Source organism: Pseudomonas sp. UW4, assembly GCF_000316175.1.
In the GTDB taxonomy this organism is placed as follows: Bacteria; Pseudomonadota; Gammaproteobacteria; order Pseudomonadales; family Pseudomonadaceae; genus Aquipseudomonas; species Aquipseudomonas laurylsulfatiphila.
In genome coordinates this window covers 2011769-2031205 of record NC_019670.1, presented here as the reverse complement: position 1 = coordinate 2031205, position 19437 = coordinate 2011769, and the positions used below count along the sequence as shown (strand labels likewise).

The following is a 19437-nucleotide window of genomic DNA, read 5'->3' as shown; positions in this document are numbered from 1 at the left end:
GCTGGCACCCCGATTACCGATGGGTCATTGAGTGGAAGGAAAAAGGGAGGGCATCCATTGCCCTCCCTTCCGTGGTCCACGCTCCCTGCGACAGTACTGGCCAGGACCTCAAGTGGCCAGGATGAAGTCCGTTTGATCAACGGCCGCGCTGTTGACACCGACAAGCTGAATGCTGTCAGCCCCGATCCCTACCACCGTGTCTGCCCCGTTGGCCGTGATGGTCACGTTGGCAGCGAACGTCGCGCTGGTGATCCCCAGCGCCGTGATATTGAGCAAGTCCTGCCCGACTGGATTGGCTCCGAAGCCGAAGATCTGGTCGTTGCCGAAACCTGCGGCAGCAAACACAAACGTATCGTTGCCGGCGACGCCACCACTCATCACGTCGTTACCGCCACCGCCGGTTAGAACGTCGTTACCCGCCCCCCCCACGATCGTGTTGGCCTGCGCGTTGCCGCTGCCCGCAAAGTTGCCGCCACCGCCGAAAAACAGATTTTCGACGTTGGCATCCAGGGTGTAGCTCGCGAGTGAGGTCCACACCGTGTCGCTGCCACCACCGGCGTTCTCGCTGACCACGTCCCCAAGGTCGGCGACTGCGTAGATATCATTGCCATCACCGCCGGCCATCGTGTCGGCACCGCCGCCGCCGACCATCGTGTCGACTCCGTCGCCGCCGTTGAGGGCGTCGTTACCCGCGCCGCCGACCATCGTGTTGGCGAGCTCGTTGCCGTTACCCACAAAGTTGCCGCTGCCGCCGAAAAACAGATTGTCGACGTTGGCACTCAGGGTGTAGTTCGCAAGCGAGGTCCAGACCGTATCCGTGTCGGCACTGCCAAGCTCGCTCACCACGTCCCCAAGGTCGGCGACTTCATAGGTATCGTTGCCGACGCCACCGACCATCGTGTCGGCACCTGCGCCACCGATGATGACGTCGTTACCTGCGCCGCCGGTGAGGACGTCGTTACCCGCACCACCCACGACCGTGTTGTCGAGCACGTTGCCGGTGCCCGCGAAGTTGCCGCTACCGCCGAAATACAGATTCTCGACGTTGGCACCCAGGGTGTAGCTCGCAAGAGAGGTCCAGACCGTGTCCGTGCCTGAGCCGCCAAGCTCGAACACAACGTCCCCGGTGTCGGTGACTTCATAAGTATCGTTGCCGGCGACACCACCATTCATCACGTCGTTACCGCCACCACCGATGATGACGTCGTTACCCGAACCACCCACGAGCGTGTTGTCGAGCGCGTTGCCGATAGCCACAAAATTGCCACTGCCGCCGAACGCGAGGTTCTCGACATTGGCACCCAGGGTGTAGCTCGCGAGCGAAGTCCAGATTGTGTCGTTGCCTTCGCCGCCAAGTTCGGTCACCGTGTCCCCAAGATCGGAAACTTCAAAGGTATCGTCGCCAAGACCTCCCGCCATCGTATCGGCACCACTACCGCCGATAAGAATGTCATTGCCCCCGTCACCATTGAGGATGTCGTTGCCACCCAGGCCGTTCAGGAAGTCGTTGCCATCACCTCCGCTGGCCACGTCGTCGCCTGGCGTGCCGATAAAAATGTCGGCACCGGCGGTACCGACAAACACTGCACCGACGGTCACCGGGGCCGTGGCGTCGGACGCAATGCTTTCGGCCACACCGAAGTCATCGACGTAACTGACCACCACGCGCACCTGATCGCCGACCTGAGCCTGGCCAAGCGTAAACGTGCTAGCGGTGGCTCCGGCGATGTCAACGAAGGTCACCCCATTGGTCTCCTGCCACTGGAAGGTGAACTGCGGATTGCTGAGGCCATCGACGTCGACGATGGTCGACAGGTCGGCGGTCAACACCTGGTTCAGAAACGCAAACCCGAGGATGCCCGGCCCTGCGGTCGGTGCGTTGTTCGCCGACGAGTCGACGATCTCCAGCGTACCATTGCCATCCTGATACACCGCGCGAACGCGGATGTTCAGCCCGGCGACATCGTCCGCCACCATATAGGTGGCGCCCGTCACCCGCGATGCCTCGCCGGCGGCGAGAATGGTGATGTCATCATAGATGCCCGAACCGGCAATGGTTTCGACCTGCCAGTAGTACGCCACCGGTCCGGTAACCGCACCGGTCGGATTGGCCGCACCCACGCTGTTGGCGTCGCGTATCGACTGGCTGCTGACGCGCAGCAGTTGGCCGGCGACAGGCGCATCGACACGCGCACCGGTGGTAGCATCGAGGATCGCCAGACGCCCCACAGGAGCGCTGTTCGAGGCGGTGCCAACACCGGAGGCCTGCGTCTGGTCAGCGAACTGCAGGCGCTCGATGCCGGTCAGGTGATCGACGCCATCACGCCCGGCCACCAGGTCGGTCACGATGACGGCGTTGCCCTCGACAGCGACCGTGTACTCCGACGCGTTACCGGAATACAACGCAGTATCGAAGTTGTCAGTGCCGGTCAGAATCTCCCGCACGATGACCAGTTGGCCCGGGTTGTAGGTACCGTTGAGCATGAACGGCACCAGTGGTTCCATGCTGTTGAACGTGGCGATCTCCGCGCCGCTTCCATCAGCATTCGCCCGTACGCTGATGCGCACGTTCAGCCACTTGTCACCATCGATGATGTCGTCACCACCGCGACCTTCGATGAGGTCGCTGCCGCTGCCACCGAGGATGATGTTGCCGCCGTCAAAGAACGTAGCTCCCGCTGCCAGCAGATCGGACAGACCGTTGATCAGGCTGATGTTGGTCAGCACACTGCCGGTTGCACCCGCAGTGGGTAGCGTTGTCGCATCTGTGCTATCGCCGCGCAGGTAATCACCGTGAGACGAACCCGACAGACCTTCCATGGCGTCGAAACGCACCAGCGCCGACGCTCCCGAACCCGGCGTCGGTGGTACATCGAAGAAGCGGTCACTGAAATCGATGCTCACGCCCTGGGCGAGTCCCTTGAAGGTCGCCCAGTCATAGCCCGAGCCGCCGATATAGCGATCACCGAAGCCGAGACTGCCGACCATGATGTCGTCACCGCCTTCGCCGTTGAACTTATCGTTCTCGCTGGCGCCGACGAATACATCGTGGCCGATCACAGGGTCGTTACCGAGCGGGTCGAAGTTGTCGCCAGGTGCACCGTCCGAGGTGCCCTTCTCGATCCAGTCGTCGCCTTCGTTACCCATGTCCTGTTCGTTGGCCTTGCTGCCCAGGATGAAGTCGTTGCCCTGGCCACCAATGGCTTCGGAGGCGTCCTCACCGGTAATGATGAAGTCGTTGCCGAACCCGCCAATGATCAGGTTGACGCCGTTGCCTCCGTGCAGCACGTCATTACCGTCGCCACCCTGGAGGTTATCGTCGCCGCCGGTGTCGGTAATGATGTCGTCGCCGGCGCCACCGCGCAGCTGGTCGTTGCCGTCACCGCCTTCGATGCGATCGTTGCCGCCATCACCCCAGACCGTGTCGTCGCCTTCACTGGAGATGAGGATGTCTGCGTTTTCGGTACCGCCCAGCACGATGTGCTGGTCACCTGTGTACTTGATGTAGTTGGTGTCCGCCCCCACGGTCAGCGGATTGTCGCGGAACACCACTTGCTCGCCGTTCGGGCCGAGCGGATCGGCGGCGGCCAGGCCTTCGTTGAATTGCCTGCCCGGGTCCACTTCCAGGTAGAGTCCCGGGGTCGAGAACACCAGGCCCGGCAAGTGAGTGGCCGAAGTGTTGGCCATGATCAACTTGGCAAACGAGTTGCTTTCAAGCTCCGCATTCATCGTCAGGCCAGCGGTACGCTCCAGGTAGTAGAAGCGATCGCCGTCCTGCAGTTTTTCCAGCTGGTTCTCGAACACGAAGTTGAAGGTCGAGCCGAGCATGCCGCCGAACGGGGTTTTCTGTTCGGCCAGGCCGCCGATCCAGAGATCGATGGCATCGACGCCAGTGACCGTTACACCCCTCAGGTCGTCGGCAGTGCCCAGCACGCCATCCGTGCCGGCCAGCGTTACGTTGGCATAGGCACCGGTGCTGTTGAGGAAGTCCAGACGATCGACTGGCTCCGTAACACCACCATCGCCAAACACCAGCAACATCGCCGCAGCGCGCTTGCCTTCCAGCGTGGTCGCCGCGGTGATCGTGTCATGCGTGCCGTAGGCCGCGATGAAGTTGATCAACGACTCCGGATGTTTGAGGTGCTGCACCAGGTCGACCCAGCTGGTGTACGGCTTGAGTTGGGTATCACCGGTTTGGCTGTAGATGTCGCGGCGGATCGCGTTGAGCGAGGGAATCCCCACGTCGCGGCCACGGGCGATGTTGATCGCCGGCAGGTCGAGCGGCAGGCCGAGCAGGTTGTTGCGCAGCGCCTCGGTGACGAACTCGTCGATTTCGTTACCGGCTTGCCGGGTCACCCCACGGATGATCGCACTGGTCGCATCCTCTGCCGACACACCACTGGCGGCGAACGCCAACGGGTTGAGGAACGCCGCGATCAGGCCGAGCTGCTGAGTGGGATCAGCGCTGTTCGGATCGCTTACCACGTTGAAGTCGATGTCGTAGCGATCGACGGTCTCGGTCAGCATCGAGTGGCCAAACCGGTACACGGTGTGGGCGAACTCGGCAACGATCGAGGGGTCGAGGTCAACGTCATAGACCTGGGTCGGTGCGAAGAACAGGTCGATGTTGGGCTGGATGGTCCGCGCAAACTCCTCGAATACCAGGTGCTGGTACTGCATTTCGGTGCCGAACTTGGCAGCCTGGAACAGGCGCTCGCCATTCCACACCAGCGCATCGAACTCGGCCTGGTTGGTTGGCAGCGCACTCACCGGAGTGAGCAGCCACTCGTTGAGGAAGGCCACGTCACCCGAATCGAGCACGGTGTCCTTGGTCTGCGCAACCAGCCGGTTGTGCTCGGAGTGGAAGATCGCATGCACCGCGGTCAGACCGATGTTCTCGTTGACCCGGCCGTCGCCGGCGATGTAGTGAGCATCGAGCAGCTCGTTGTCATAGGTCAGGTTGTTGCCGCCTGGGCCAACAGGCTGCGCATTGCCGACATCGGTGTCAGCGTCCGCCTGCAGAACCCCACCAACGACGACCGGCACGGCATTGTGGGCGATGTCGGCGAGGAACTGGTGACCGGTGCGCACGGCATTGCTCAGGTCAATCGGCGCTAGCGGATTGCCTTCGACAAGGACGTCATCAGGCGTGCCGCCAATACCGTCAACCCCTGTCATCACCACCATCGGGAAGCCGTTCGGCCCCTTGATGAAATTGCCATAGGCGTCGGTCGCCAACAGCGGGCCACTATCGACATCGGCATCGGTAAGGTTGATACCCAGGATGTCGCGGGCCTGTGCCTTGACCACTTTCCAGGTCGCCATGCCACCCAGTTCGATGTCATCCGAGGTACCAAACTGGCCATCCGCCCCCAGGTCACGGTTGGTGATCAACCGGCCGGTCGCTATGGGACCGTTGTCAGTCAATTGATAAGCGCGCAGGAACACCTGGTGCGACGGATGCGAGCTATAGGTCTGGTTCTGGTCCACGAACGGCGAGGTGGTGTTGGTGTGCTCATGGATGTCGTCGGCCGTGCCGAGAATGCCATCGGCCCCCGGCTGGTTGGTCGCGCGGGTCAGAACCATGAAGTTCGTCGGGCTACCAGGCACAAACAGCGGATCATCCGGTTGCAGCGGGATGAACACGGTGCCCGAACCACCTTTAGTCACCAGGTCCAGGCCATGATCGAAGAACTGCCCGAAGAAGGTCATCCAGGCGTTGAAAGGTGCGGACAACCCCGCGTCCGCCGTGGTGTTCTCGAACAGGTACACATCGCGGTCGTCGGCAGTGCCGAACTCACCATCCAGGCCGGGGCTGGCGACTATCGATACGCCATCCTTGAGCACGTCGTCATTACCCGCCAGGCCGAAGTTGAGCACACCGTCCGCGCCCGGGTCGAAAGCCGTGGCATAGGCCGCCGGATTGTTCGACGTCTGGTCGACGATCAGGTTACTGATGGTGCGCGGCTGCGAGTCAATCACAATGCCGTTGTCCTGCGCATACGACGTTCCCTGTTCCGCCGGATTGAAGACCGGATCGGTCACCCGCGGAAAGAGGTTATCGGCGGCGCCGAACTCGGTATTGTTGATGCCGTCGAGGTTCAACAGGTTGTTGTTCGACCCGTCTACCGTACGCAGGCCCAACGGCGCGCGGATGTTCGGGAGCAGCGAGAGTATGTCCTGACCGGCTGCGTCAGCCTCGGCAATCTTGATCTGGTCAAGGATGAAGTTGAGGTCAGAGCGGACCATGTGCAGGCCCGCGCCACCCGCGGTGGCATCGACCACCGGGGTCTGCGCGGTCGGCACGACCGGCGCGCCGGGAGCCACCACTGAAGTGGGTTGCGAGAACAACACCTCAGTCGTGCCATGACCGTCCTGGTAGATCGCCTTGACCCGCAACGACAGCCCGGCAAGGTCGGGAGAGACCTTGAACGTGGTGCCGTCGGCACTCTGGAACGCCACGTCGCCGGCAGGCAACAGGATGATGTCCTCGAAAATGCCGCTGCCTGGATCCGCCTCGAATTGCCAGAAGTAGGACACCGAGCCGTTGATCAAGCCTTGCGGATTACCCGCCGCGACGTTGTCGGCATCGGTCACCCCGGCCACGCTGACAGTCAGTATATCGCCCACGACTATCGCGCCGCCGTTGCCATCCGTGACAGTCGGACTGCCAGTCGGTTCGGCATTGAGTCCATCCACCAGCACTAGCTGGTTATCGGCGAATTGCAGGCGTTCGATATGCAGCAGGGTATCGGCGCCGTCGCGGCCCGCTACGCTGTCTGTCACCGTATAGACGTCATCCGCCAGATCGTCGGTACCGCGGTCGTCGACGGTCACCGTGTACTCGTCCTGAAGCCCGGAGAAAATGGCGGTGTCGAAGGCCTCCCCGTCAGTCGAGGTGCCGGGCATGATTTCCCGCACGGCCTGGAGCTGACCAGGGTTGATGGTGCCGTCCAGCATGAGCGGAATCATATCGACCATGCTGTCGAAGGAGGCGATTTCGGGACCGGTATGGTTGACGTCAGCCGGATCATAAACGGCAATCCTGACGTTGATCCATTTGTCACCGTCGATCAGGTCATCGCCACCGCGACCCTCGATCAGGTCACTGCCATCGCCGCCAAGGATGATGTTGCCAGTGGCAAAGCCGGTGACCGGCAACCCGGCATCAGCCAGGAACTGGTCCAGACCGCGGATCAACGCCACATTGGTCAGCGCACTGCCTGTGGTACCGCCGTGGTTGATGATGGTGTCCGCATCAACATTATCGCCTTTGAGCACATCGCCGAAACTCGAACCGGACAAGCCCTCGACCTCGGCATATCGGTCGAGAATCGAGGCCGGCGAGGCACCGACCGGATTGAACACCCCGGTGTTCTGGTTGGGCGCGTTGCCGTGTGGCTGTGCCAGCGTGGCCATGGTCAGGTCGGCAGTCACGCCGTGCCTGTCATTCTTGTAGGTCACCCAGTCGAAGCCGGACATGCCATCCATGTTGTCTTGGGCGTCGCTGCCGGTAAAGATGTCATCGCCACCCTCGCCGATCATTTCGTCGAAGCCGGGACCACCGATAAAGATGTCGTTGCCTATCACATCGTCATTGAGCAGTGGCGAGAAGTTATCACCAGGCGCACCGTCCTGGGTGCCCATCTCGATCCAGTCATCACCTTCGCCACCGGTAGGTGGCAGGTTGGTCTTGGCACCGAGGATGAAGTCGTCGCCCTGGCCACCGAAGGTGGTGCTGATGTCTTCCGTGGTGATGATGAAGTCCTGGCCAGCGCCACCCAGGATCAGGTTGCCACCCGCCAGCATGCTGCCGGCCACGATCACATCGTTACCGTCATTGCCTTCCAGACGGTTGTCACCGAACGAGTCGCTGATGATGTCATCACCCGCACCGCCCAATACCGCGTCGTTCCCGGCGCCGCCTTCGAGGCGGTCGTTGCCGCCGTCGCCGTAAAGGGTGTCATCGCCCTCGCCGGAAATGAGGATGTCATTGCCGGCGGTGCCGCCCATGACGATATGGTCTTCACCGGTGTATTGCAGATAATTGGTATCCGGACCCACGGTGTCAGGGTTGTCGCGAATCACCAGCGACACGACTTCGACGCCGTTGATCATGATGCCGCCCGTAGGGTCGGCTCGGCCGTCCGCGCCAAGGCCGGTGAACTGAGCGGTCTGATCCACCTCGAGGGTGAACGTCGGTGTCAGGAACACAGTGTTCGACAGGTGGGTGACATCGGAGTTGAGCATGATCAGCTTGGCAAAGGAGTTGTTTTCCAACTCGGTGCCGAAGTCCAGGCCAGCCGTACGCGCCAGGTAGTAGAAGCGGTCGCCGTCCTGCAACGCCTCCATCTGGGTTTCAAACACGAAGTTGAAGGTCGAGCCGAGCATGCCGCCGAACGGCATCTTCTGTTCGGCGAGGCCACCGACCCAGAAGTCGATGTCGTCAACGCCCGTGATCGTCACACCGGTCAGGTCATCTGCAGTACCCAGTACCCCATCCGCGCCGGCCAGCGTTACGTTGGCATAGGCACCGGTGCTGTTGAGGAAGTCCAGGCGGTCAGCGGGCGAACCCACGCCCCCCAAAACCAGCGCCAGGGCTGCATCGCGTTTGCCTGCCAGTGTGGTCGCCGCCGTGATCGTGCTGTGCGTGCCATAAGCCGCGATGAAGTTGACCAGAGACTCGGGGTGCTTGAGGCTGTCTGCCAGGTCAGCCCAACTGATGTAAGGCTTGAGTTGGCTGTCGCCGGTTGATTCGTAGAACTCCCGGCGCGCCTCATTCAAGGTGGGGATACCCGTGTCGCGACCACGCGCCAGGTTCAGGGCCGGCAAATCGAGCGGCAGACCGAGCAGGTTGTTGCGCAACGCTTCAGTGACGAACTCATCGATCTCGTTGCCAACCTGGCGGGTCACACCGCGAATGATCGCACCTGCCGCCTGGTCCGCAGTCAACCCGCTGCTGGCGAACGCCAGAGGGTTGAGGAAGGCCGCGATCAACCCCATTTGCGAGTCCGGGTTGGTGGGGTCAGTGAGCAGCGGATTGAACGCGGGGTCGAAGCGATCGACGGTCTCGGTCAACATCGAGTGACCGAAGCGGTACACCACGTGGGCGAACTCGGCGAGGATTGCCGGATTGATCGAGGTGTCATACCCGTTGGGCGCAAGGAACGCGTCGATCTGTGGCTGAACGGTACGCCCGAATTCCTCGAACACCAGGTGTTGGTACTGCATTTCAGTACCGAACTTGGCGGCCTGGAACAGGCGTTCACCGTCCCACACCAGTGCCGCGATCCCGGCGGGTGTAGTCGGTATCGCAGTCACGTCGTCAGCCAGCCATTCATTGAGGAAGGCCAGGTTACCGGAGGCAAGGATGGTGTCCTTGGACTGCTGGACCAGACGGTTGTGCTCGGAGTGGAACACATGGTGCACGGCGGTCAGGCCGATGTTCTCGTTAACCCGGCCGTCGCCGGCAATATAGTGGGAGTCGAGCAATTCGTTGTCATAGGTCAGGTTGTTGCCGCCCGGGCCAACAGGCTGCGCATTGCCGACTGCGGTGTCGGCATCCGCCTGCAGAACGCCACCGACGACGACGGGTGCAGCATTGTGGGCAATGTCATCGAGGAACGCATGCCCGGTACTCACCGCGTTGGTCAGACTGATCGGAGCAGCCCGGTTGCCTTCGACCAGTTGCGTGACGTCATCCGCTGTCCCGGCGATGCCGTCGGCACCGTTACTGATGCGAATCACCACCTGCGGCATGCCGCCAGGCCCGCGAATGAAGTTGCCGTACGCATCGGTTGCCAGCAACGGCACGTTGTGCACATCGGCGTCGGTCAGATCGATGCCGAGCATGTCACGGGCCTGCGCCTTGACCACTGCCCAGGTCGCCATGCCGCCATTTTCGCCGCCGGTAATCAAGCGCCCCGTGGCAACAGGGTCACCTGCCGCGTTGAGAACGTACTCGCGCAGGAACACCTGATGCGAGGGGTGCGAGCTGTAGGTCTGGCTTTGGTCGACGAACGGCGAGGTGGTGTTGGTCTGGCCATCATCGGCCGTGCCGACTACGCCGTCCGCACCGGCGGTACGCACTGCGCGTGAGAGCACCATGAAGTTGGTCGGGCTGCCCGGTACGAACAACGGATCGTCCGGCTGCAGCGGAATGAACACAATGTCGGTAGCGCTTTTGGTGACAAGGTCGAGGCCGTGGTCGAAGAACTGACCGAAGAAAGTCATCCACGAGTTGAAGCCGGCGGTCAGGCCGACGTCCGGCGACTCGTTGGGAATGAAGAACACTTCCTTGTCATCGGCCGTTCCGAACACGCCATCCAGGCCGGGGCTGATCACTGGGGCGGCGCCGCCGTTCGCCGCTACCGCGGCTGGGTTGTTGGCAGTCTGGTCGACAATCAGGTTACTGATAATCCGTGGTTGCGGGTCGACCACCGTCCCAGTTCCTGCGTATTGCGCCGATAGAAAGGAAGGATCAAGCAGGCGCGGAAAATCAGCGTCCGCCGCGCCGAAATCAGTCTGGCCGGTGACCAGGTTGTTGAAGCTGCCATCGACGGTACGCAGACCGAATGGCACCTGAGTGTTGGGAAGCAAATCAATGAGGCTGGTGCCGGCGGCATTCGCTTCGGCGATAAAGATTTGCTTGAGGATGAATTCCAGGTCCGATTGGGTGAAATTGGCCATTTTGGATTGCCCTCGATCTGTCTGGGTAAAGGCGCGGGACGAGAAAATCCTCCCGCGCCAAGTCAAGTGCTGGCTTGCGCAGTGTGTTGGTCATGTTTTTTTGCGAGAGCTGGCGTTACCCGGAACCCGGGATACGCGCCTGGAATTCGCGTAGTGAATGGCTCGCCGAACGGTCAGGCAGAGCAAGTACGACCCTTGGGCGGGCCATGGAAACAGGAGGTAAAGGCAAACTTGCTGGAAAGCCCCTTCACTCTGCAAAAGAACGCAATGATCGACATGCTTTGCTCCTTCCGGGAAATCACCGCGCCTTGCGTTGCCAAAACGATGACAAGCTTCAGGCGGGCGGCCCCCCCGATAACTAAGACTAAAGTTCCATAGCAAATCTTTGTCAATATTCCGTCGTGAAAACAGACGACTGGTGTTTAGTCGACACAACTAGCTGTTTTTAAACGACATATAGAAAGTTGAGTGCAGGTATAGAGCGAAATGTTATTTCGGAGGGTTTCAGCGCGACCTACGCTCCTGCATAAGGGAGCAACGCAGAGATTTCGGAAGACTCGCCATTCACAGAGCGACCAGCCTGCGTGTGCATAAGTCGTTTAAGGGACTACATTTACTGTTAGCTGTTGCGTCCCTAGGGCAACCGCCTTTTCGAAGTGGGAGGATCACCATGCCCAAGCAGTCGAGCATCCGTTCCGAACTGGCCGACGCGCTGTTTCGCCTGCGGCGCAGCTTTTATTCGCTGGCAGCGTTCAGCGGCGTCATAAACGTCATGATGTTGACGCCAGCTATTTATATGCTGCAGGTCTATGATCGAGCCCTGGTCAGTCGGAACGTTACGACGCTGACAATGCTGACTGTGCTGGTGGTGGGTCTTTTCCTGTTGATGTCCACGCTGGAAATGGTCCGCACCAAGGTGCTGATCCGGGTCGGCAACTGCCTCGACATGGACCTCAACCGACGCGTTTTCAACGCTGCATTCGAACGCAACCTGAACCGCGCCGGAGGTAATCCGGCCCAGGCCCTGCAAGATCTCTCCCAGGTTCGTCAGTTCGTCACCGGCAATTCCCTGTTCGCCTTCTTTGATGCACCGTGGACGCCGATCTACCTGTTGGTCGCCTATCTGATCCACCCGATACTCGGGCTGATCACGCTGATCGGCTCCCTGATTCTGATAGGCCTGGCTTATCTCACAGAAAAGTCGACGCAGAAGCCGCTGGCCGAAGCCAATCAGGCCGCCATGTCCTCAGCCCAATACGCCAACAACAACCTGCGCAATGCCGAGGTCATCGAGGCCATGGGCATGCTGCCGTCGATCAGCAAGCGCTGGTTCAATAGCCATTTGCGCATCCTGGAAATGCAGACCCTGGCCTCCGACCGCGCCGCCTTGATCAGCAGTACCGGACGCTTCGTGCGTATCACACTGCAGTCACTGATCCTCGGCGCCGGCGCGCTGCTGGCGATCGAAGGCAAGATCACCCCGGGGATGATGATTGCCTGCTCGATCCTCACCGGCCGTGCACTGGGCCCGGTGGAACAGGTCATCGCATCGTGGAAGCAACTGCTCGGCTGCCGCTCGGCCTGGGGCCGGCTCAACGAGATGCTGCAAGACTTTCCGCGCCGGCCACCGAGCATGTCGCTGCAGCGGCCGCAGGGCATGCTGGCAGTGGAGAATGTGTATGCCGGGGCCCCTGGTACCAACAACACGATTCTACGCGGCGTGGGCTTCAGTCTGGTCCCCGGTGAAAGCCTTGGCATCATCGGCCCGTCCGCCTCGGGCAAATCCACCCTCGCCCGCCTGCTGGTCGGGGTCTGGCCGGCGCAGGCCGGCAAGGTGCGCCTGGACGGCGCGGACATATTCACCTGGAACAAGGGCGAACTCGGCCCCTGGCTCGGTTATCTGCCACAGGACGTGGAGCTGTTCGAGGGCAACATCGCCGACAACATTGCGCGTTTTGGCGAAGTGGACAGTGAAGCGGTCATCCGCGCCGCCAAGAGCACCGGTGTGCACGAGATGATCCTGCGTTTTCCGCAGGGTTATGACACCCGCCTGGGCACCGATGGCAGCCCGCTTTCCGGTGGCCAGAAACAGCGAATCGCCTTGGCCCGCGCACTGTATGGCGAGCCCAATCTGATCGTGCTGGATGAGCCGAACGCCAACCTCGATGACGTCGGCGAAAAGGCCCTGGTCGATGCGCTCGCCGAACTCAAGGGCCGTGGCGCCACCGTCGTCCTGATTTCCCACCGTCCCAACGTACTCTGCGCCGTCGACAAGGTGCTGATGCTGCGTGACGGCGGCGTGCAGATGCTCGGCACGCGCGATGAAGTATTCGCAGCGCTGCGCAAGGCCAGTGTGATGCCTGCAGGCGCGTCGACTCCGCTGGCCTCCGTCAAAGCACGGGAGTGACCGATCATGCAACTGAGCCAACACACCGAGATGATTCCTGCCGATCCCCGCAGCGCGGTAGACCTGGACGTCGGCAGACCCACGCGATGGGGCGTGTGGCTGGTGCTCGCCGGGTTCGGCGGCTTCCTCCTGTGGTCCTGGCTGGCACCACTGGATGCCGGCGTGGTCGCGACCGGCACGGTCAAAGTCACCAACAATCGCAAAGCCGTACAGCACCTCACCGGCGGTACCGTGGAAGCCATACTCGTTCGCGAAGGCGATTTGGTGAAAAAAGGACAGGAAGTGGTCCGCCTCGACTCGTTGCGTGCCGCTGCCGAAGAGGGTGCGATCAGCGCTCAGTACATCGTCAGCAAGACCGTGGAAAACCGCCTGGAAGCGGAACGAGACGGTCGCGATGTAGTGACCTACGATCCCGAGTTGCTCAAGCGCTTCAAGGGTGACTACCGCCTGGAGGCCGCCATGGACCTGCAGCAGCGCCTGCTGGACACCCGCCGCGCCGGACTCGCTGGCGAAATCAGCATCCTGCAGGAGAACCTGGCAGCGTCGGCAGTGCAGCTCAAGGGCCTGCAACAGGTCTACAGCGCCCGCGCTTCGCAGATCGGCTTCCTCAATCAGGAACTGCAGGGCACCCGCGTGCTGTCGGCTGAAGGCTATGTGCCGCGCAATCGCCTGCTCGAGCTGGAACGCAGCAACGCCGACCTCTCCGCCGGCCAGGCCGAGAACCTCAACAACATCGCCCGCGTGCGCAGCCAGACCACCGAAATCAAGCTGCGCATCCTGCAGCGCCAGCACGATTACCTCAAGGAAGTCGAATCGCAGTTGACTGAAACCGCCAAGGAAAACACCACCCTGGCCGACCGCTTGCGCGCACTCGACTATGAAGTGACCCACACGGTGATTCGCTCGCCAATCGATGGCATGGTCCAGGGCCTGAGCATTGCCACCGTCGGCGGGGTCATTCAGCCCGGCTTCAAGATCATGGAAATCGTTCCGCTCAACGAACCGTTGCAGGTCGACGCGATGATTCCCGTGCAGGCCATCGACAAGATGGTCCCCGGCTTGCCCGTGGACATCGCCTTCCCGGCCTTCAACCATGCCCAGACGCCAAACATCCCAGGTCGCGTGCTGACCATCTCCGCCGACCGCCTGATGGACGAGGAAAGCAAACAACCCTTCTATCTGGCCCAGGTGGAAGTCACGCCCGACGGCATGAACCTGCTTGGCAGCAATCACATTCGCCCCGGCATGCCCGCCACCGTCACCATCAAGACCGGCGAACGCAACATGATGAGCTATCTTCTTAAACCAATGCTCGAACGCGTGGACAGCTCATTCAAGGAACAATGAAATGGAACGTCATTGCCTGCTCTTCTGCTTGTTGGGGTTGGCCCTGCCGGCTGACGCCATGGACCTCAAGCAAGCCTGGGATCTGTTGCAGTACCAGGGCCCTATCTACCAGGCCGCCGTGCATGAAAAACAAGCCGGCGGCGAAAACCGCGCCATCGGCAAGGCCGGCCTGCTGCCGCAGATCAACGCCTCGGCCTACAACAACAAGGTCAACGGTTCCCAAAGCCAGAACAACATCGACAATGATCTGCACTACGACTCCAAGGGCGCCAACGTGCGCCTGCGCCAGCCGCTGTTCAACAAACAGAAGATGGCTGAGTACCGCCAGGGTCAGCAACGTGCCGACTACAGCAACGCGGTATTCGATGCCAAGAGCCAGGACGCCGCGGTGCGCCTGGCCGAAAGCTATTTCGACGTGCTCCTGGCCAGCGAAACCATCACCCTGGCCAAGTCCAAGCTGACCGCCTTCGATGAGCAACTCGCCTCGGCGAAACGGCGCATGGAGTTGGGGGCCGGCACCATCACCGACATCGACGAGTCAGCCGCCCGCCGCGACCTTGCCGAAGCCGAACTGATCGAAGCGCAGGACAATCTGGTCAACGCGCGCGCCAAGCTTGAGGAATATATCGGTGAAACTCCCGAATCGCTGACCACCTTGCGTCCGAGTTTCGATACACCGCCGCTGCTGCCGAGCAACCTGCAGGACTGGTTGGTCAAGGCCCAGACCGACAGCCCGCTGATCCATGCGCGCCGCTATAGCCGCGACCTTGCCGCAGAAGAAGTGAAGCGCGCCAGGGCCGGCCACTGGCCAACACTGGATTTCATCGCCGGCTACACCGCGGGTGAGAGCCAATCGCTCTCCGAGTTGAACCAACGCAACCGCTACGGCTCGATCGGGCTGGAAGTCAATATCCCGCTGTACAGCGGTGGCGGCGTCAGCGCACTGACGCGCCAGGCCAGCGCCAATAGCGACAAGGCCCTGGATGAGCTTGACGCCGCGCGTCAGGAAGTCATCACCGGAACCACCCGTGAGTATCAAGGCATACTCAGCGGCGCCAAACGCATTCGCGCCCTGGAAAAGGCAGTAGCGTCCAACGAACGCTCGCTTGCATCGACACGCAAGGGCTTCAAGGAAGGTGGCACCAGCACCAACTCGGACGTACTCAATGCCGAAGAGCTGCTCTTCGTTGCGCGTCACGACCTGTTCGATGCCAAGTTGCGCTATTTGATGTCGCGTCTGCGCCTGGCTTCTTCGGTGGGCAGCCTGGGCGACGACGATATCGACCAGATCAACGACTACCTCGGCCCGGAACTGCTGGTCACCAACTAACGTTCTCCTGCCGGCCGGTCGAGCAAAATGGTGGCTGACCGGCGCCCCCCCTCCCCCTCAATTCCCCTCGCGTTTAACCCGGTCATTCAGTGCTGCATCTCGATGCAGAAAGGCCGCCGACCGCAAAAAACCGTCAGCGTGAAATTTGCCCACCAAGCCCTTGATTCCCTTTATGCTTAATCCGGTTCCAAATGAAAAGCCACGCCCGGCTCCAGGCTGTAAACTGTGTCCCCATGCGCAAACTTTTGTACCTGACATTCTCCATGGCGTTGCTCGCCGCCCTCACGACCTACGCGATGTGGGCCGCGGACCGGCCGGTGGGTCACTACCTTTCGGACCTGCGGATCAACCTGGCTGTCGACCAGGGTACGCCTGCCGATCGTGGCAATCTGCTGGGCATTCAGCCCGAACTGTTTCCTACCGATTATCAAAGCCCCGAGCGTTTGCACCGCAAGCTCGCGGCCTATTTGCAAGCAGCCCGGGACCAGGGTTTGTTGAACGGCAAGACCGTCGTCGTGTTGCCGGAACACGTCGGTACCTGGCTGATGGTCAGCGGCGAAAAAGATGAGTTGTATCAGGCCAGCACCCTCAAGGAGGCCATGAACTGGCTGGCGGTGAGCAATCCCCTCAAGTTCGCCAGGGCATTGATCAGCGCCGAGGGTGGCAACCGCCTGGATGATGCCCACCTGCGCATGAAAGCCAAGGCGATGGCCAGAGACTACCAGGCGTTGTTCGGAGGATTGGCCAGGGAATTCCACGTGACGCTGGTCGCGGGCTCCATCGTGCTGCCCGAACCGAGCATCATCGACGGCACCTTGAAAATCGGTCGCGGCGCGCTGTACAACAGCAGTGTGGTGTTCAACAACGATGGCCTGCCGATCGGCCAGCCCCAGCGCCAGATGCACCCGTTCTTCGCAGAACAGAACGTGATCAAGGCGAACGCCGACCACTCGCTCAACGTCGTTGATACCCCCGCAGGAAGGTTGGGCGTATTGATCGGCCACGACAGCTGGTACCCGGAAAACTACCTCAAGCTCAACGACCAGAGCGTACAGCTGGTTGCGGTACCGGCCTTTGTTCCCGGCCGTGGCAACTGGGAGCAGCCGTGGCGTGGCTACGGGAGGTCATCGGAACCGGCGTCGCTCAACCTCAAGCCCGGAGAAGTCAGCGAAGGCCAGGCCTGGCAGCGCCTGACCCTCACGACCCGGGTACCGGCCAGCCAGGCTGTCGCTGGCATGAGTGTGTTCCTGCGGGGTCAGTTCTGGGATCAGGGCAGCGCCGGGCACAGTTTCCTCAGCCGCAACGGCCAGCATTTTGCCGACGGCAACGCCCAGGGTGCGCGCTTGCTGAACCTCTGGTTGTAAGCCATGAAACCGCAGCCGATGCGCCTCGGCGATCTGTCGGTGGGCTTTGTTCATAGCCTGGCCGATGCCGTGCGCAGCCATGGCGTCGATCCGCAGCCACTGCTCGATCAATACGGCCTCGATGCAGCACGACTGAGCGAGGCCGGTGCCCGCCTGTCAATACCGCGCTACATGCGCCTGGGCCACGGCGCCATTCAACTCACCGACAACCCGGCCCTTGGCTTACGCATGGGTCAACTCAGTCGCCTGAGCCAGATCGGCCTCGCAGGGGTCACCGCCGCCCAGGCACCCACAGTACGTGAAGCCGCACGCTGTCTGATCCGCTTCGAAGCCTTGTATGGTTCCAATTATCGCGGCCAATCAAGCTTCCACGAAGACGCCCAGGGTGCCTGGCTGCGCTTCTATTCGATCAGCCCCTACAACGCCTACAACCGCTTCGTGGTGGATTCGATCATTGCGGGCTGGTTGCAGCAATTATCCAGTGTCAGCCCCATCCCGCTGCGCGCCGAACGTATCGAGATCGAATTCGACGAACCCGGTTACCGCGCGGCTTATGACGTTCTGGGTGACTGTCCGATCCAGTTTGGCAGCGAACGCAATCAACTGCGCTTGAGCCTGGCAAGCCTCGCCCAGCGCAACCCCGAGCATTGCCCGAGCACCTGGCGGCATTTGCTGCAACTGTGCGAGCAAGAGCTGGAACAACTGACACGCACCCGCAGCCTGCGTGAGCGCATCATCGCGCTGCTGGGCCCCTTGCTCAATGGTGGCCGGGAGCCCGACCTGGAAGAAGTGGCGGCACGCCTGAAGCTGCCCACCTGGACCCTGCGCCGCAAACTTGCCGAGGAAGGCACGCAATTTCGCGCAATCCTCAATGAAACCCGTCGCGATCTGGCCATGACCTACATACGCGACACCGAACTGGCGTTCGGGGAAATCGCCTACCTGCTGGGCTTTGCTTCAGCCGAAGCCTTTCAACGCGCATTCAAACGCTGGAACGGGCAGACTCCCGGCGAGTTTCGCCGCAGCCATCGCCAGTCCGCCTGATGCCTACAGCTCGGTAGCGTCTTCCGCCGGCTCCAGCGGGTCCAGTTCGAAAGCCTGATACTCGAGCAGTTCTTCTTGATAATCGTCCATTGTTGAATCCCCCGACATGCATTGAAAACGCTTGAATAAATGACCAGCCCCTTGAGCATAAAGTGCCCGCATGAAAGAAAAATGACGCGGACACGACACTGCGTCGCTACTGAATAAAACGTAGCAGCTGGTCAGGAATTTATCATTGGGTTTTTTCGCGGGAGGCCACAGGACAGCGGCCTTGCTTGACGCAGATCAATCCATGCGCTCGCTACGGGATCGTTACTCGCTGGCCGATCCCGTAACGCGAACAATCACTGACCGGTGACAGGCATCGCCGGAATCGCCTCGCTCGGCGGCGGCATGTCTGTCGGATTTGTCGGTGGCGTGATGGTTTCTACCGACGGTGCCGGATCCATGCTCTGCACCGGGGTGATCGGTGCCGCTTCAGGCGGCGGCATGACCGGCTCAGAGGCCGCTGGAGCGGGTTCCACTGGAGCCGGTGCCGGGATTACCGGGGCTGGCTCTGCGATCGGCGCAGTGGTCGCTGCAGGCGCCAGGGGAGCCGGTACTGCCTTGGCTTCAGGCATCCCCAGGTCTGTTTTCGGCTTTTCGGGGATATGCGCAGCCTTCTTCGCTTCTGGCGGCAGGAACAGTTCGACCAGTGCAAAGAAACGCTCGTAGAACTTGGCAGACGATACGGTTTCGCTGGCGACCTTGACCATCGAGTCGTCAGAGGAACCGATCGGCATCGACACCGAGCCCAGCACACCCACACCAAGACTGGCGGAGTTGTTGGTTTTCTTCAGCGCATAACGATCCTGCAGGGCGTTGGCGAACACGGTCGCGTGGTGCCCTTCACTACCGTCATCGGCACACACCACATTGAAGCTGATCTCCATGTGGTTCTCGCCGGTCTGCTGGAAGCTCTTGTGACCGCTGACCAGCTTCGGATCGTTGCTGGTGATGATGTAACCCTGGCTGAGCAAGGCGCGGCGGGCGGCTTCACAGGTCTGGATATCGGTGACCGGATAGTTTCGGGAAAAGGTGCCGGAATCGTCGAAGTTCTCATGCTCGTAGATGGCAGCCTTGTTCGATGAACAACCGGCTGCAACGGCCAGCACGGCAGCCACGCCGACAATCCGCATGGGAAATGATTTAAACATTGAACATCCTGAGGAAAACGGTTCGGGGCATATTGTGCAACAGATCGATGCTTAGCGGAG

At 61.2% G+C, this 19437-nt stretch carries 7 protein-coding genes; 5 read left to right on the top strand and 2 right to left on the bottom strand.

Annotation, left to right across the window (positions count from 1 at the left end):
• Positions 1–108: 108 nt before the first annotated feature.
• Positions 109–10689 carry a peroxidase family protein gene (locus tag PPUTUW4_RS08815; RefSeq protein WP_015094312.1) on the bottom strand — a complete coding sequence of 3527 codons (10581 nt, stop codon included), beginning with the start codon at positions 10687–10689 and terminating at the stop codon, positions 109–111.
• Between the two features lie 670 nt (positions 10690–11359).
• Here PPUTUW4_RS08815 and PPUTUW4_RS08810 point away from each other — a divergent pair.
• From PPUTUW4_RS08810 to PPUTUW4_RS08790, 5 genes are all read left to right on the top strand, one after another.
• Positions 11360–13096, top strand: a complete 1737-nt coding sequence (locus PPUTUW4_RS08810; protein ID WP_015094311.1) for a type I secretion system permease/ATPase — start codon at positions 11360–11362, stop codon at positions 13094–13096.
• 6 nt (positions 13097–13102) lie between these two features.
• Positions 13103–14443 carry an HlyD family type I secretion periplasmic adaptor subunit gene (locus tag PPUTUW4_RS08805; RefSeq protein ID WP_015094310.1) on the top strand — a complete coding sequence of 447 codons (1341 nt, stop codon included), beginning with the start codon at positions 13103–13105 and terminating at the stop codon, positions 14441–14443.
• Position 14444: 1 nt separating this feature from the next.
• A complete protein-coding gene (locus PPUTUW4_RS08800; RefSeq protein WP_015094309.1) occupies positions 14445–15773 on the top strand; it encodes a TolC family outer membrane protein in 1329 nt (442 codons plus the stop codon).
• 233 nt (positions 15774–16006) lie between these two features.
• Positions 16007–17137, top strand: coding sequence for a carbon-nitrogen hydrolase family protein (locus tag PPUTUW4_RS08795; protein ID WP_015094308.1), 1131 nt, complete (start codon positions 16007–16009; stop codon positions 17135–17137).
• A gap of 3 nt (positions 17138–17140) precedes the next feature.
• Positions 17141–18181 (top strand): AraC family transcriptional regulator, encoded by a 1041-nt coding sequence (locus tag PPUTUW4_RS08790; RefSeq protein ID WP_015094307.1) that lies wholly within the window; start codon positions 17141–17143, stop codon positions 18179–18181.
• A 344-nt stretch (positions 18182–18525) separates the two neighbouring features.
• Here PPUTUW4_RS08790 and PPUTUW4_RS08785 read toward each other — a convergent pair whose 3' ends face one another.
• Complete coding sequence (locus PPUTUW4_RS08785) at positions 18526–19377, bottom strand: DUF2242 domain-containing protein (protein ID WP_015094305.1); 852 nt, start codon at positions 19375–19377, stop codon at positions 18526–18528.
• Positions 19378–19437: the final 60 nt, after the last annotated feature.